The 15,458-nt window shown below is 70.1% G+C and carries 17 protein-coding genes; 14 read left to right on the top strand and 3 right to left on the bottom strand.

Annotated features, from left to right (window positions below; genetic code table 11):
• Positions 1-32: 32 nt before the first annotated feature.
• On the top strand, positions 33-959 hold the full coding sequence (gene dapF, locus R4P08_RS03930) for a diaminopimelate epimerase (protein WP_317812453.1): 927 nt from the start codon (positions 33-35) through the stop codon (positions 957-959).
• A 14-nt stretch (positions 960-973) separates the two neighbouring features.
• A complete protein-coding gene (hflX, locus tag R4P08_RS03925) occupies positions 974-2,404 on the top strand; it encodes a GTPase HflX (RefSeq protein WP_317812452.1) in 1,431 nt (476 codons plus the stop codon).
• Between the two features lie 50 nt (positions 2,405-2,454).
• Here the strand turns inward: hflX and lexA are convergent, their stop codons facing one another.
• On the bottom strand, positions 2,455-3,123 hold the full coding sequence (gene lexA, locus R4P08_RS03920) for a transcriptional repressor LexA (protein ID WP_317812451.1): 669 nt from the start codon (positions 3,121-3,123) through the stop codon (positions 2,455-2,457).
• 229 nt (positions 3,124-3,352) lie between these two features.
• Here lexA and R4P08_RS03915 point away from each other — a divergent pair, with 229 nt between their 5' ends.
• Together R4P08_RS03915 and nrdR are read left to right on the top strand one after the other, a co-directional pair.
• Positions 3,353-3,805 (top strand): hypothetical protein, encoded by a 453-nt coding sequence (locus R4P08_RS03915; protein WP_317812450.1) that lies wholly within the window; start codon positions 3,353-3,355, stop codon positions 3,803-3,805.
• A 115-nt stretch (positions 3,806-3,920) separates the two neighbouring features.
• Positions 3,921-4,376, top strand: coding sequence for a transcriptional regulator NrdR (gene nrdR, locus R4P08_RS03910; RefSeq protein ID WP_317812449.1), 456 nt, complete (start codon positions 3,921-3,923; stop codon positions 4,374-4,376).
• A gap of 9 nt (positions 4,377-4,385) precedes the next feature.
• Here the strand turns inward: nrdR and hrpA are convergent, their stop codons facing one another.
• Entirely contained in the window at positions 4,386-8,300 is a 3,915-nt protein-coding gene (hrpA, locus tag R4P08_RS03905; RefSeq protein ID WP_317812448.1) for an ATP-dependent RNA helicase HrpA, read from the bottom strand.
• 48 nt (positions 8,301-8,348) lie between these two features.
• Positions 8,349-8,537 (bottom strand): hypothetical protein, encoded by a 189-nt coding sequence (locus tag R4P08_RS03900; protein ID WP_317812447.1) that lies wholly within the window; start codon positions 8,535-8,537, stop codon positions 8,349-8,351.
• Between the two features lie 216 nt (positions 8,538-8,753).
• Here R4P08_RS03900 and R4P08_RS03895 point away from each other — a divergent pair, with 216 nt between their 5' ends.
• The 10 genes from R4P08_RS03895 (at position 8,754) to R4P08_RS03850 (ending at position 15,336) form a co-directional block, all read left to right on the top strand.
• Positions 8,754-10,196 (top strand): recombinase family protein, encoded by a 1,443-nt coding sequence (locus R4P08_RS03895; RefSeq protein ID WP_317812446.1) that lies wholly within the window; start codon positions 8,754-8,756, stop codon positions 10,194-10,196.
• A 1-nt stretch (position 10,197) separates the two neighbouring features.
• Positions 10,198-10,581: a hypothetical protein gene (locus R4P08_RS03890; RefSeq protein WP_317812445.1), complete on the top strand. Its 384-nt coding sequence runs from the start codon at positions 10,198-10,200 to the stop codon at positions 10,579-10,581.
• 132 nt (positions 10,582-10,713) lie between these two features.
• Positions 10,714-10,938, top strand: a complete 225-nt coding sequence (locus tag R4P08_RS03885; protein WP_317812444.1) for a hypothetical protein — start codon at positions 10,714-10,716, stop codon at positions 10,936-10,938.
• On the top strand, positions 10,935-12,704 hold the full coding sequence (locus R4P08_RS03880) for an AAA family ATPase (protein ID WP_317812443.1): 1,770 nt from the start codon (positions 10,935-10,937) through the stop codon (positions 12,702-12,704). The genes R4P08_RS03885 and R4P08_RS03880 overlap by 4 nt, the downstream gene beginning before the upstream one ends.
• A gap of 382 nt (positions 12,705-13,086) precedes the next feature.
• Positions 13,087-13,278 carry a hypothetical protein gene (locus tag R4P08_RS03875; RefSeq protein WP_317812442.1) on the top strand — a complete coding sequence of 64 codons (192 nt, stop codon included), beginning with the start codon at positions 13,087-13,089 and terminating at the stop codon, positions 13,276-13,278.
• Entirely contained in the window at positions 13,275-13,682 is a 408-nt protein-coding gene (locus R4P08_RS03870) for a WhiB family transcriptional regulator (protein ID WP_317812441.1), read from the top strand. Before R4P08_RS03875 ends, R4P08_RS03870 begins: the two co-directional genes overlap by 4 nt.
• 68 nt (positions 13,683-13,750) lie before the next feature.
• Positions 13,751-13,960 (top strand): hypothetical protein, encoded by a 210-nt coding sequence (locus R4P08_RS03865; protein WP_317812440.1) that lies wholly within the window; start codon positions 13,751-13,753, stop codon positions 13,958-13,960.
• Complete coding sequence (locus R4P08_RS03860; protein WP_317812439.1) at positions 13,957-14,286, top strand: hypothetical protein; 330 nt, start codon at positions 13,957-13,959, stop codon at positions 14,284-14,286. The genes R4P08_RS03865 and R4P08_RS03860 overlap by 4 nt, the downstream gene beginning before the upstream one ends.
• Positions 14,283-14,735: a hypothetical protein gene (locus R4P08_RS03855; RefSeq protein WP_317812438.1), complete on the top strand. Its 453-nt coding sequence runs from the start codon at positions 14,283-14,285 to the stop codon at positions 14,733-14,735. Before R4P08_RS03860 ends, R4P08_RS03855 begins: the two co-directional genes overlap by 4 nt.
• Before the next feature lie 4 nt (positions 14,736-14,739).
• Positions 14,740-15,336: a hypothetical protein gene (locus R4P08_RS03850; protein ID WP_317812437.1), complete on the top strand. Its 597-nt coding sequence runs from the start codon at positions 14,740-14,742 to the stop codon at positions 15,334-15,336.
• Positions 15,337-15,458: the final 122 nt, after the last annotated feature.

Here is a 15,458-nt window from a genome sequence, read left to right as displayed (position 1 = left end):
GCCGGCGGGAGCCTCCAGTAGGATTCGTGCTCATGACCCCACCCTCACGGAACCCGCAGCTCGACGGCTTCGCCTTCCTCAAGGGGCACGGCACGCTCAATGACTTCGTGATCGTGCCGGATGACGACGCCGAGCTGGACCTCGACACGGATCTCGTGCGGGAGCTCTGTGACAGGCGAGCCGGTATCGGGGCCGACGGGGTGCTCCGGATCGCGAGGGCCGGGGCACTGGTCGATCGCGGGGTGCTCGCCGGGCTCCCGGCGGGGGTGGACGCCGGTCACTGGTTCATGGACTACCGCAACGCGGACGGATCCATCGCCGAGATGTGCGGCAACGGCGTCCGGGTGTTCGCCCACGCCCTGGTGTCGACCGGGCGTGCCGATGTCGGTCGCATCCCGGTGGGCACCCGTTCCGGGCCAAGGCCGGCCCACATCGTCAGCCACGACGGCAACGACGCCGTGGTCCGCGTGGACATGGGTCAGCCCCGGCTTCTCGGGGTCTCCTCGGCCGAGCTCGACGGCCGGGTGTTCGCCGGCCTCGCCGTAGACATGGGCAACCCGCACCTGGCCTGCGTGGTCCCAGGTCTCGATGCGGCGGCCCTGGGCGAACTCCCGGTTCATCTGGCCCCGGTGTTCGACACCGGCTTCTTCCCGGAGGGCGTCAATGTGGAGATCGCCACGCCTCTGGTCGGGGGCCGCGTCTCGATGCGCGTCCATGAACGCGGAGCCGGCGAGACGATGTCCTGCGGCACGGGCATCGTCGCGACGGCCGTGGCCGCGCTGGCCGACGCCGGTGAGTCCACGGGGGACGTCGTCGTGGTCGTACCCGGCGGTGAGATCGTGGTGACCCTGACCGAGGGGGGCTCCACCCTGACCGGGCCCTCCGCTCTGGTCGCGGACGGCCGGTTCCGTCGGTCGGCCGCCCGGACTCGCGCGGGAGCACCTCGGGCCGGGGTATGAGATGATCGTCTGGAATGACTACCGACAACACCGCCCCTGAACGGGACACACGAGACCACGATCCCTCGATCGGCGATTTCCAGCTCGAGGAGCGATCCTCGATGCGCCGCGTCGCCGGGATGTCGACCGAGCTCCAGGACATCAACGACGCCGAGTATCGCCAGCTCCGATTGGAGCGGGTGGTCCTGGTAGGTGTCTGGACCGACGGCAATTCCGCTCTGGCCGACGCCGCGATGGCCGAACTGGCCCAGCTCGCCGAGACCGCCGGCTCCGAGGTCTGCGACTCGATGATCCAGCGCCGCGACAAGCCTGATCCCGCCACCTACATCGGTTCCGGTAAAGCACAGGACCTCAAGGACATCATCGACGCGACCGGTGCCGACACGGTCATCTGCGACGGTGAGCTCACCTCCGGGCAGCTCCTCGCGTTGGAGAAGGTGGTCAACGTCAAGGTGATCGACCGCACCGCGTTGATCCTCGACATCTTCGCCCAGCACGCCACCAGTCGCGAGGGCAAGGCCCAGGTCACGCTGGCCCAGATGGAGTACATGCTCCCGCGCGTGCGTGGTTGGGGCGAGTCGCTCTCCCGCCAGGCGGGTGGCCGAGCAGGCAGCAACGGCGGCGTGGGTCTACGTGGTCCCGGTGAGACCAAGATCGAGACGGACCGCCGCCGCATCCGCGAGCGGATGTCCAAGCTCCGCAAGGAGATCAAGGGCATGAAACAGGCCCGGGACACCAAGCGGCATCAACGGCGTGCCACCACGGTGCCGTCGATCGCGATCGCCGGCTACACGAACGCCGGCAAGTCGAGTCTGCTCAACCGCCTCACGGGCGCGGGCGTCCTGGTCCAGAACGCCCTGTTCGCCACGCTCGACCCCACGACCCGCCGGGCGGAACTGCCCGACGGTAAGGCAGTGGTCTTCACCGACACCGTGGGGTTCGTCCGGCACCTTCCCACCCAGCTCGTCGAGGCTTTCCGTTCGACGCTGGAGGAGGTGGTCGATTCCGAACTGCTCCTGCACGTGGTGGACGGGTCGGACGCCTTCCCACTTCGTCAGATCGAGGCCGTCCGCGGCGTCATCAACGACGTCGTGGAGGAGCAGAAAGCCGAGAGGCCCCGCGAGCTCGTGGTGGTCAACAAGATCGACGTCGCGGACCCGGTGGTGTTGACCGAGCTGCACCACGCCCTCCCGGAGGCGGTCTTCGTCTCAGCCGAGACCGGAGAGGGTTTTGACGAGCTGCTCGGTCGGATCATCGAGATCGTCGGCTCCGGGGACACCGAGGTGACCCTGGAGATCCCCTTCACGCGGGGAGATGTGGTGTCGAGGGTCCACGCGGACGGCGCGGTCGTGGATGAGCAACACACGCAGGACGGCACCCGGATCGTGGTCCGCCTGCCGGCCTCCGTGGCCGCAGAGCTCGGGGCCTTCACCTCGAACGGTTGACACGACGGCGCCGCCCGACCCGGAGGGGCGGGCGGCGCCGGTGCGTGCCTTCAGAGTTTGCGGAAGACCGTGACCACCTTGCCCAGGATGGTCGCGTGTTCGCCCGGGATCGGACTGAACGACGGGTTGTGGGGTAGCAACCACACCCCGGTGGCGTCCTTCCGGAAGGTCTTGACGGTGGCTTCACCATCGATCATCGCTGCGACGATCTCGCCGTTGTCCGCCACGTTCTGTCGACGCACCACCACGTAGTCGCCGTCGCAGATCGCCGCGTCGATCATCGACTCGCCGACCACCTTGAGCATGAACAGATCCCCGGAGCCCACCAGGTCTGCCGGGAGCGGGAAGACCTCTTCCACCGCCTGTTCGGCGAGGATCGGCCCGCCGGCAGCAATCCGCCCCAGGACGGGGACGTAGACGGCTTCCGCAGCCCCGCTCGGACGCGACGCATCCTGAGTGGGCGCACGACGTCCCCGGGAGCGCTGGCCAGGCACCCCGTGGACGTCGACCGCCCGGGGTTTGTGCGGGTCACGCGTCAGGAAGCCCTTCTTCTCCAGCGTCCGGAGCTGGTGTGCGACGGACGATGTGGACTGCAGGCCGACGGCGTCACCGATCTCGCGGATGCTCGGCGGATAACCGCGGTCCTTGACCGTGTCGTGGATATGCATCAGGACGCTCTTCTGACGAGCGGTCAGGGCCTCGAAGTCGGGCTTGGACATGTAGTGGTCCCTTCGGCGAATGGGTGTTCGACGTCTTTGTCTGTGTACACCCTAACTCCTCCTTGGTGCGAGCGCCACACAGGTGTTCGAAGTTTTTTCGCCTCGGGTGGTGACTCTGTCGTAGCTCCGTGATACAACTCTATCCAGGTTCGAGTTCGAACAGATGTGCCAGCAGATGCATACGGGTGTACGAGGCGAGTTCGCACACCGTATCGAGTAAGGAGTCACCATGTCCGTCCTGGAGATGCAGTCGCAGTCGCGTCCGGCCGTGCGGTGGACCGAGGTCTGCGCCACCGAGCACAGCGCCGTTAACCTCGGCGCCACCGAGCACAGCGCCGTTAACCTCGGCGCCACCGAGCACAGCGCCGTTAACCTCGGCGCCACCGAGCTCGGCGCCCCGGCGACGACCCGGGTCCGGCCCCGCGACGGGTCGGAGCGCGGGCTGACGATCCGGACCCTCGACCGGGGCCGCCGTGTGCCCACCCGGTCGATCGGCCCCGGTCGGCTGTCGCCCGTTCGTCCCGCCTCAGCAGGGCAGGTCACCGCGTGTCGTGTCGCGGCGAAGCCCGCGTCGCCGGTCGTCGACGACGTGCCGACGTGGGTGCTCCTGGCCTGCGGAATCGTGTTCGGCGTCGTGATGCTGCTGGCGCTGGCTCTCCTGGGCGGGCCCGCCTACGCGTGATCATCACGATCGCCTCCTAGACTGGCTCCGGGACGGCGACCTGTCGTCCCACGCATCGCCCCGGGTTCCGGCCGGGGGAGGTGCACGGACCCGGTCGACGAATGGCGGAGCTGGAATGTACTGCCCGACATGCCACCACGAGGACTCTCGGGTGATCGACTCGAGGTCGGTCGACGAGGGGCAAGCCATCCGACGTCGTCGGGAGTGTCCCGAATGCGGGCACAGGTTCACCACCCTGGAGACTCCGCTGTTGACCGTTCTCAAACGCAACGGCGTCACCGAGAGCTTCAGCCGTGACAAGGTGGTGCGCGGCGTCCGACGAGCATGCCAGGGCAGGTCGGTCGACGAGGACGCGCTGCGGCGGCTCGCGCAGGAGGTCGAGGACGCTGTAAGGGCGGGTGGGGCGTCTGAGGTTCCTGCGCACAAGATCGGGTTGGCGATCCTCGGTCCGCTGCAGGATCTCGACGAGGTCGCCTACCTGCGATTCGCCTCGGTCTACAAGCAGTTCACCTCGGCAGCCGACTTCGAAACCGAGATCATCGCGCTCCGCGAGCGTCACGCGAAAGCCTGACAGGCATTCCTACCGCTTGGCCCGCTGCGCGAGCGCGGCCGCCACAGCCTTGTCGATCCGCTCCGGGGACACCGGGCGAGCGGTTCCCAGTGACTGGGCGAAGAGCCCCACCCGGTACTCGGCGAGCAACCACCGCAGTTCCCTCGCAGCCCTGGCGCCGCCCGGACGCTTGCGCAAAGTCGCCGTGGCCTCGGCGACCGTGGCCTCGGACCTCGCCAGTGTGGCGGTGAGATCCCGGTACCGGGCCGGCGCCTTCTCCGCCATGTCGAGCCGGAGGTCCACGGCCCGGACGTGCCGTTCGAGCTGCGGGAGCAGCTCCGCGGGATGGCGGGCCAGGAAACCCTTGCCCAGCAGGAAGTCCAGGGCGGGGGCGACGTCCGCCGCGACCTGCTGTTCTGCTTGTTGGAGACGGGCGTAGACCGACTGAGCGGCCACCAGGGCGGGCAGAGCGGCGGAGATCGCTGACGCCACGGCTCCCGGCACCTCGGCCCCGGCGGCCGCGCGCAGTGCCGTGAAGTCCGCGACGGTCAGGACCGGGACGCCTTTGCGGCGCGCGATGATGCGCCCGCAGGCGGCCAGCGACGCGTCGGAGACCAGGCCCTCTGCTCCGCCGTGCGGGTACTGGGTGAGCGCGAGTCGTTGCGTCACCGGTCGGCCACGGATGATCGACGCCGAGGAGACCAGGCCGCCGGAGACCATGGTGAGGACCGCGGCCGCCTGGGTGGCCCGTCGTTCCTCCTCGGTGGCGCAGGCGATGCGGTGGATTCCGTCCGGCCGGACCCGTAGGGCCGGGTAGACTGTCACCTCGACCCCGTCGATCCTGCCGGTGATCGAGGGCAGGAGATCCCCGATCGTGTCCGCGGTCCACTCGCGGTGCGGCCCGTCATCGGGAACCAGGCGGGCGTTGAGGGTGTCGCGGACCCGGTCCACCAGCCGGGTACGCAGGGCGGCCAGGTCGGTTCCCGACGCCACGACCTGCTCGCCGTCGACGACCTCGAACCGCATCCGCAGGTGGTCGGGGAGCAACTCGGGGCGGAAGTCCCGGGCGTCGACGGTCGTGCCGGTCCGCGCGGAGAGCGCAGCGGCCAGCGCAACCGGGAGAGGCGCGGACCGCGGGGTGAGATCCCCCGAGAGCAGAGTGGCGAACTCAGCCGGCGGTGAGCAGAGTCGGCGCAGGTACTTGGGCAGGGTCCGGAGCATCTCGGTGTAGAGGTTCTCGCGGAGCCCCGGGACCAGCCACTCGAAACCGGCCGTGGTGACAGAGGAGAGCTGGGGGAGCGGGATCCGGACGGTGATCCCGTCGGCGTCGACCCCGGGATCGAAGGCGTACCGGAGCTCGAAGCTGCGCTCACCCTGTCGCCAGAACGGCGGGAAGTCGGTGGCCGACGGTGCGGTGTCAGAGGTGCGGATCTCTTCCGGTTTCAGGCGCAGCAGTTCCGGCCGGGTGTGCCCCTCCTTCTTCCACCACGAGTCGAGGTGGCGACCCGAGGTGAGCTCGGCGGGGAGCCGGTCGAGGTAGAAGGCGACCAGGGCCTCGTCGTCGATCACCAGGTCGCGGCGCCTGCTCCGGGTCTCCAGCTCCCGCGCCTGCTCCACGGCCACGGCGTTCTCCACGATCACCGGGATGCGGGTACTCCAGCGTCCCTCGACGATCCCGTGCCGGACCAGCAGCTCGCGCGCGAGTGGCGCGTCGATCCGGGAGAGCAGGATGCGGCGGGACTCGACCACGGTCAACCCGAGGAGCATGACCTTCTCGTAGGCCATCGCGGCGCCCTGCGCGTCGGACCAGTGCGGCTCGGAGTACTGACTGCGCACCAGGTGGTCCCCGAGCTGCTCGATCCAGCCCGGGTCGATGCGCGCCACGTCCCGCGCCCACAGCCTGGAGGTCTCGACGAGCTCGGAGGCCATGACCCAGCGCGGGGGCTTGCGGGCGAGGTCCGAGCCGGGGAAGACCTGGAAGCGGATGCCGCGGGTGCCGCGGAACTCGCGGGTCTCCTCGTCTTTCATCCCGACGTTGGTGAGCAGGCCGGACAGGATGGCCTTGTGGAGGTCGTCCTCGGCGGCGTGGCCGGACGGTGGATGCCAGCCCCGCTCGCGGCACATGCTGGTCAGCTGGGCGGTGAGGTCCTGCCACTCGCGGATGCGCAGCCAGTGCAGGTATTCGGCCTTGCACATCTTGCGGAAGGCGCTGCCGGAGAGTTCGCGCCGCTGTTCGGTGAGATAGCGCCACAGGTTGAGGTAGCCCAGGAAGTCCGACGACTTGTCGGCGTAGCGGCGGTGGAACTGATCGGCCTTGTCGCGTTCCTCGGCCGGCCGCTCGCGGACGTCCTGCACGGTCAGGGCCGCCACCACCACCAGGACGTCCCCCAGCGACCCGTTGCGGTGGCCCTCCACCACCATGCGGGCCAACCGTGGATCGAGCGGCAGCGCCGCCATGTCGCGGCCCACCTTGGTCAGGTGCGGGCGCTCGTCGTCGTCGATCCTCAGTGCACCGAGCTCGGTGAGCAACGTCATGCCGTCGCGGATCGCCTTGTGGTCTGGTGGTTCGACGAACGGGAAGTCGTCCACGGCGCCCAGGTCGAGATCGGCCATGGACAGGATGACCGACGCCAGGTTGGTGCGCAGGATCTCCGGGTCGGTGAACTCGGGTCGGGAGTCGAAGTCCTCCTCCGAGTACAGGCGGATGCAGATGCCGTCGGCCACGCGGCCGCAACGCCCGGCGCGCTGGGCGGCGGAGGCCTGCGAGACGGGTTCGATGGGCAGGCGTTGGACCTTGGTGCGGGTGGAGTAACGGGAGATCCGGGCGAGGCCGGTGTCCACGACGTAGCGGATGCCCGGGACCGTCACCGAGGTCTCGGCGATGTTGGTCGACAGGACCACGCGTCGGGTGGAGTGCTGACGGAACGCCTTCTGCTGTTCGGCGGCGGTGAGTCGGGCGTAGAGCGGGAAGATCTCAGTGCTCTTGAACCTGCGGCCCCGCAGCACCTCCTCGGCGTCCCGGATCTCGCGCTCTCCGGAGAGGAACACCAGGACGTCCCCGTCCTGCTCCGCCAGGAGTTCGGCGACCGCATCGGCGAGTCCGTCGAGGGGGTCCAGGTCGATGGTCCGATCACCCTGCTCGACCTGTAGCGGTCGGTACCGGACCTCCACCGGGTAGGTGCGCCCGGAGACCTCGATGACGGGGGCGGGCCGCCCGCCGGCGTCCGCGAAGTGACGGGCGAACCGGTCGGGGTCGATGGTGGCCGAGGTGATGATGAGTTTGAGGTCCGGCCGCCGGGGCAGGATCTGACGCAGGTAACCCAGCAGGAAATCGATGTTGAGGCTGCGTTCGTGGGCCTCGTCGATGATGATCGTGTCGTAGGCGTGCAGCAGGCGGTCGCGGCGGATCTCGGCGAGCAGGATGCCGTCGGTCATCAACTTGACCGCGGTGTCGGCGCTGGTGCGGTCGTCGAAGCGGACGGCGGAGCCCACCAACCGGCCGGTCTCCACCCCGAGCTCCTCGGCGATGCGCTCGGCCACGGACCGGGCGGCCAGGCGGCGGGGCTGGGTGTGGCCGATCATCCCGCGGACGCCGCGCCCGAGTTCGAGGCAGATCTTGGGGATCTGGGTGGTCTTACCCGACCCGGTCTCGCCGGCGATCACCACGACCTGGTTGTCGCGGATCGCCGCCGCGATCTCGTCCTTCCGGGCGCTGACGGGAAGCTGTTCGGGGTACCGGGGCGTGGGGACGGACGCCGCGCGCCGGTGCAGACGCTCGGCGGCGGCGTCGACACGCTGCCCCAGGTCCTCCAGTTGGTCGGCGCGGGCCTTACGGATTCTGGACCGGAGCCGGTGGGCGTCGAGGTTGCCGACGTCGTCGAGCCGGACGAGGAGCTCGTGCCGGGCCCGGCGGAGTTCCGGGGCGGGCGCGGGGGAGGAAGACATGGTGCCCGCCAGGGTATCGGCAGTCGTGGCGGACGGAAGACCGCGGTCTCAGTCGGTGCCACTCTCCCGGCGGGATTGGATGCGGGCGTAGCGCTCGTGCAGTCGCTCCCGGATCTCGTCGGGCTCATACTCCTGACGCCGACGTTCTGTTCGGGCGGCGAGGATGCCGGTGGCGGCCACGCCGACCAGTCCGGCCGCGCCGACCACCTTGAGCCACTGCCGTCCACGGGGTGCCATGGCGCAAGGTTAGGTCCGGACGGGCGCGACTGCTGGCAGGATCGCGGTATGCGCGTCGACACCGTCCCCCTTGCCGCCGCCACCGATCGCACGCGGACCGGGGACCTGTGTGGTTGTTCCGCGGGCGCACCCCGGCGGACCGGCTCATCCAGACCCTCACCAACGCCCCCGTGAACCACGTGGGGGTCGCCATGCGTAGGTTGTAACGTACTTCCCATGACGACCTCACCGCCCGCCCCGCCCGCCGGGATCTACTGCCGAATCAGCGACGACAAGGCAGGGGAGGGGCTGGGGGTCCAGCGGCAGGAGGCCGACTGTCGAGACCTCGCCGCGCGCCACGGGTACCAGGTCGCCAAGGTGTACGTCGACGACTCGATCTCGGCCTACAGCGGCAAGCACCGCCCCGCGTACAGGGCCATGCTCGACGACCTCGCCGCCGGTCGACTCGCGGTGGTCATCGCCTGGCACCCCGACCGGCTCCACCGCTCACCGCTGGAGCTCGAGGAGTACATCGCCCTCGTCGAGAGGACCGGGACCCGCACCGAGACCGTCAACGCCGGGACCGTCGACCTGTCCAACTCCACGGGTCGGGCGGTGGCCCGCACGATCGGCGCATGGGCGCGGCAGGAGTCCGAGCACAAGGCCGAGCGCGTTCAACGTGCCCGTGAACAAGCGGCGCTCGCCGGGAAGTACACCGGTGGTCCCCGCCGCTACGGCTACACCGCCGACGGGCTGGAGGTGGTCCCCGCCGAGGCCGAGGTGATCCGCGAGGCCACCGAGAAGGTCATCGGCGGCGTGACCTTGCGGGCGGTGGTCTCCGACCTCAACCGTCGCGGTGTGCCCACTCGCGGCGGCAAGGTGGGCGGGTGGCGCTCCCAGACTTTGCGGTCGCTGGTGATGCGTGCCCGCAACGCGGGGCTGTCCGTCCATCGCGGCGAAGTGGTGGGGCCGGGACAGTGGCCCGCCATCGTCAGCGAGGACCAGTGGCGCGCCGTGGTGGCGATCCTGTCCGACCCCGACCGCCGGACCTCACCCGCCGGCCGCGACGTTCGGTGGCTCGGATCGGGCCTGTACACCTGCGAGGTGTGCGGCGGGTCGAACATGCGGGTGGTTGGCGGCGGCAAGGGCCCCGCGGCGTACCGGTGCCTCAACCGTGCGCCCACCGACACCGCCAAGCACGTCAGCCGCAACGCGGTGCTTGTCGACCAGTTGGTCGAGGCCGTTATCGTCGCGCGGTTGGCCGATCCGGCTGTGCTGCGCGGCCTCACCACACCCACCGACGTGCCGGACGCCGAGGCGCTGGTGCGTGAGCGGGACGCGCTGCGGGTTCGGCTGGACGACCTGGCGGCGGCGTTTGCCGATGGGGAGATCACCCGCGCCCAGCTCGCGGCCGGTACCGAGCGGATGCGCGGCCGGGTCGAGCAAATCACCGCCCGCCTGACCGCCGCCTCGAGCGCACCCGCCGCGTCCGTCCTCGAGGGTGCCCGCGGTGAGGACGAGATCCGCGCACGGTGGGCACGGCTCGACCTCGGCACCCGGCGGGCGATCCTGTCCTCACTGGTGACGGTGGTCATCCTGCCCGTCAAGAAGGGCCGCGCGCCGGACGGCACGTACTTCGACCCCCGCGCGATCCGCTTCGACTGGAAGGGCGGTGCCTGACGTGGCTACCCCTGTTCTCAGGCTGCGCTGTGAGTGCGCCGACCGCCCCGACGGGCGACACCTCGCCGACCTCGTCGCCCCGCCCGGCTGGAACCGGTGGCCGTACTTCACCGGCCGTCTGGTGACCAAGCCCGCATGTGCCGAGCACCGCCTACTAGTCGCCCCGCGCGACGGGTCCATGCGCCGCGTGGACGGCCCCGAGTGGGTCGAGGTGGACGGCACACCGGACGACGGCGAACTCATGCCGCCCTACGTGGACCTGTACGAGCTCCGGTGCAAGTGCGGCCGTCATCACCAGGTGTCGGGCTCGTGGATCCGCACGCGGTTCTACGCCGCCATCGCCGCGGGTCTGCCCAAAGATCCGGTAGTTACACCCTTGCCATAACCGAACGCACCCCGTAGTGTTTGTGGTGAACATAGTGAGCGAAGGCGACGACGCTTCCCGGGGACCCTGCACCGGCATAATCAGGGATTCTGTCAGGCCGCGCCCTCACCGGGGCTGTGGCCCGGAGTCCTCATGCCCAGCAACAGGCCGAAGGCATCGCCTGCCACCCTGTCCCTCGCCGGCCGTCGCGCCGCTGCGGTTCGACACCACCCTGATCGCGTCGACGAGATCGACCGCGACCTCGCCGCGTCCCAGCTGGCCGACTACGCCCGCCACGTCGCCGAGACCGCGCCCCCGCTCGCCGACGAGCAGGTCGACCGGATCGTCGCACTCCTGCGCGGGGGTGCCTCGCGGTGAGCCACAACGGAAACGCCGTCGGGGCGGGCACCCCGACGGCGTCGAACGTCTCTCGCAGACTGCAGCCCACAGTACCCCCCGCCGCCACCGTGGACCAGGGTCCACGTGATCTGTCCCTCACCAGCTCGACCCTGCACGCGGACACCGATGAGGCGACTGTCCTCGTCGGTCGCGCCTACACGGTGGAGCAGCTCGACCAGATCGCGGAGCACACCGGGTGCTTGGTGTTGTCCACCGCCGCGACGGCAGAGCAGATCGCGGCCGGTGCGGTGCCCGACCTCGGGACCACCCTGGCCGACTACGACCTCAACGTGGTCCTGGCGGGCGAGTTCCACCAGGCCGAGACGGTTGTCGACCGCATCACAGCCGAGGTCGCCGACGTAACCGGGCGACCGGGGCCGGAGATCCGCGGGGACGTCCAGGTGACCCGGATCCACCCCGGTGTCGACGTCCACGCTCGGCTGGCCATGGGCGGGGCCGTGCTGGACACCAACGGGCAGCACGTACTCGGCCCTGAGCGGTCCACCAGCTCGACACCCTCGACGCCCGGTGACCACCGCAGCCACCGCGAGCGTGCGTTCGCCGAAGCCAAGGCCGAGAAGGTCGCCGACCTCCGCGTGCGCCGCGCATCCCGGGAGCACCCGCCTGTGCGACACCCCCCTCTGGTCGAGGACCTTCTCGACCGCTACACCGGCGGCTATGTTGCCGGTCTGCCGGGACACGGCAAGACCTACGTCGATGTGGCCTTGATGTGCGCGGTGGCCACGGGTACCCCTTTCGCCGGTCGCGACACCTACCAGGGCGTCGTTGTGTTCCTGGCGGGTGAGGGTGAGCAGGTCACCTTGGACCGGGTCCGGGCATGGGAGCTCGCCAACCTCGGCGAGGGGGAGCGCATCCCGTTCAGTCAGCTCATGGTGCTCCCGGGTGCCGAGGATCTACGTGACCCCAGTTCCGTCGCGGCCCGCGCAATGATCGAGGTCATCGCCGAGGTCGAACCGGTGTTGGTGATCTTCGACACGTTGAACCGATACACCGCTGGCGCGGATGAGAACGCCGCGTCTGACATGAGCGCCTTCGTCAAGGTCGCCGACGAGATCAGGCGCGGACCGTCCCGGCCGCACGTGAGCATCACCCACCACACCTCCAAAGCCGGTGCGGATCTACGTGGATCGTCCGTCCTGCGCGGTGCGGCCGATGTGATCCTGATGTGCCGCAAGGTATCGGACGGGTACGAGGTCTGGACCGACAAGCAGCGCGGGAGTGGGGAGGGGCCTGTCGGCAAGTTCACCCTGGAGCCGGTCGAGTGGACCGAGGTCGTCGACGGCGAGACCCGCACGGTGTCCTCGGCTCGGGTGGTCTGGGATGCGTTCGGCCCCGGTGCGGTGGGCACGAGTCCTCGGGAGATCGTCGACAAGGTGCTGACCGGGTACACCGGCCTCGACGAGTCCGGTCTCGACCCGGCCCGCCAGATGTACGTGGTCATCCGCGTGATCGCGGGCGAGGACGGCATGACCCCGGGCGAGGCACGGAAGTACTTCCGCCAGCTCAAGAACATGTACAACTCCGACGCCGAGGCCGCTACCGCGCTCAAGGATGCAACCCCGGCACTCGACCGGGCCCGCGACGAGAAGGGGCAGGCGACCCGCCGCTGGGAGGCCGACCCCGACCACCCGTGGGCCAAGGACAAGGTCATCACCGCTGCGGTGAACAAGCTCGCCCACTACCTCCAGACCACCACCGACGACGCCGCCGGAGGTGCCTCGTGAGGGGGTCCAAAACATGTCACAGACCTATGTCACAAAAGGCGTTTCGAGACAGTGTCACGAGACATGTCACGGCCAATGTCACGGGGCCCCTCCGCTCAGCGTGTATGTGCGCTGGTGGGACGTGGTTTCCGCAGCCCTCCGAGACTGTCACGGGACATGTCACGAGACATGTCACTGGCCCCCTTGTGACAGGGGGGTGGGGGGCACGTAGTGCCCCACCCTGTCTCAGGCCGTCACGGGAGAGAAGTAAACCGACCCTCTACCTCCCGGCAGAGCGGACCTCCAACGGCTGCGAGATAGACCCCCTGCGACGGCAGCGGGACCCACCACCGGCCGCGGATGCCTCGACCCCCCCACCATCCTCAGGACGGAGACCAGCACGATGAACGACTCGCAGTACCGACTCAACAACGCACTCAGCCGGATAGCCGGGTACGAGATCCCCGGCGCGTGCCCCGACTGCACCGCCACTCAGACGGTGGCCGACCTCGGCGGCGGCGTGTACGGGATCGAGATCGCCCACGACGACAGCTGTCCGGCGTTCCAGGCGAGGGGCGGCGGTGGTGACCAGTGAGCCCGGTCCGCGACGACCGCGTACCTGCGGAGAAGTGGCCCACCAGGTTCCGCCCGCCGAGCAAGGCGGGTCGTGCGAGCACGGCTGGGGACCACCTCCCACGACCGCCCGAGTGGACCTCCCAGGCCGCGTGCGCCGGGCGGGCACCGCTGCACGACTGCCAGTTCGCCGACGAGCCCACCGCGGCGTGGCGGGCCCGCTACCGGGAGGCCCGGGCGGTGTGCCGCGGGTGTCCCGTGACGCGGCAGTGCGCCGAGTTCGCCGAGGAGCACAAGCTTCTCGGCATCTGGGGCGGGCGGGTCCGCGGCGCTGGCCGCGGTGCCATCGAGGCCGATTACCCGGATCACCACATCACCAGCCATCCATATCTGATCGATCACCCCGAGAGCGAGATCAACGCATGAACCCCTACCGCCCCCACCCCCGAGCCCGGCAGGCCGTCCGCGAGGCGTTGAGCCACTACAGACACGGCTTGACCTCGACCGAGCTGCGCCGCCGGTGCGGTCGACTCGTCCACGCCATCGACGAGGACGGCACCAACCGGACCGAGGAGCTCGCCGTCGTCCTCGAATACTTGCTCGACGAGCAGCTTGTCGAACAGCGCGTGATCGGCCGGACCGTGAGGTTCGTCGACGCCGTCACCTACCCCGACACCACCACCGGAAGCGAGACCCCCGCATGACCGAGAACACCAACCCCAGCCCGAACGACGTCCTGCTGACCGCCGACGCTGCGGTCGACGCCGCCGCCCTGCTCGGCGCGGTCCACGCCGCCGACTACGCCCGGGCCGACGACCTGCTCCGCGCCGCCGAGAATCCGGTGGCGGTGTGCCGCACGTTGGCGCTGTGGGCACTGGCCGGGGTGTCCGGTGCCTGCGGCCGGGATCCCGAGATGATGACCGGCTACATCGAGGCCATGGTCGAGGACGCGATCGGCAGGCGGGACGCCGCCCACGCCGCCGTGCTGGCCGAGTACGGCACCGACGACGAGGGAGGGGACGGCGCATGACCGTTGACCCCACGCCGCCGTTCACCGAGGCCGAGATCCCCGTCGTGGACCCGGGCAGCCTGCCCGCGTTCTACCCGCTCGACGACCCCCGCGGATGGATCACCCCACGGGAACCCCTGCCGGGTGACCTCGACCGGGCCGAGCAGGAGACCGAGGTGGACGACGTGACCGAGCGGCGCACCGTCCGCACCGCCACGCCCGTGGAGATCGCGTTACTACGGGCCCGGTTCGGGTTCAGCGCCATCGAGACGCCGCCCGGCCTGCTCACCGTGGTGAGCCGCCGCCCCGGCATCCGGTGCCGACGGTGGCCGACCCTGCCCGTGGACGAGACCGGTGCACCTGCACCGGCACCGACCCCGCCCCCACCGACCCCGGCACCCGAGCCGGACCCCGTCGAGCCCGAGCCGACGGACCCCGAGACCGACACCGACCCCAACGAAGGGAACTAGCACCATGTTCGTCACAGCACGCAAGCGCCACATGCTGGCCGCACTCCGATTCATCGAGGGCACCGACGCCACCGGCGGCGGCACCCCGCCCGGCGACAACGGCACCCCGCCCGCCGGGGACAACAACGGCACGGGTGGCGGCGACAACGGCGACCGGGGATCGGGCGACGCCGCCGACCCAGACGACGCCGACAAGGGCGACCGGCAGACCCGCCGGGACGAGACCACCCGAGCCCGACTCAAGGAGGCCGAGGCGGCACGCGACGGCCTCGCCGCCAAGGTGGAGGCCTACCAACGCCGCGAGGTCGAGCGGATCGCGGGCGGGGTGCTCGCCCAGGCCGCGGACCTGTTCGAGGTCGGTGGGCACGAGCTCGCCGCGTTCCTCGATCCCGAGACCGGCGAGGTGGACGAGGGGGCCGTCGCGGCTGCGCTGGACATCCTCGCCACCACCCGGCCGGGCTTGCTCCAGGGCGCACGCCCGCCGGCCCGCGGGAGTCATCCTGATTGGGGTCATTCCAGGGCCGGTGTCAGCGGCATCGGCGGCGAGGGGCCGTCCTGGCGTGATGCCCTCGTGCGAACCGAGGGGTCCGGCAGGCGGTAGACGAACCGTCACTGTGACGATGTAACCTGAGAGGCGACACCCAACCAGCGGGATGCGGGAGGGTGTCGCCTTTCATCGTCGGCGGGATGCCGACACCAGCCCACGGCCGCGGGATGCGCCGG

Origin of the sequence: Rhodococcus sp. IEGM 1408, from assembly GCF_033142235.1 — a bacterium.
GTDB lineage: Bacteria > Actinomycetota > Actinomycetes > Mycobacteriales > Mycobacteriaceae > Dietzia.
Note: the sequence above shows the minus strand (reverse complement) of the source record. Positions and strands in the feature narration are given on the sequence as shown.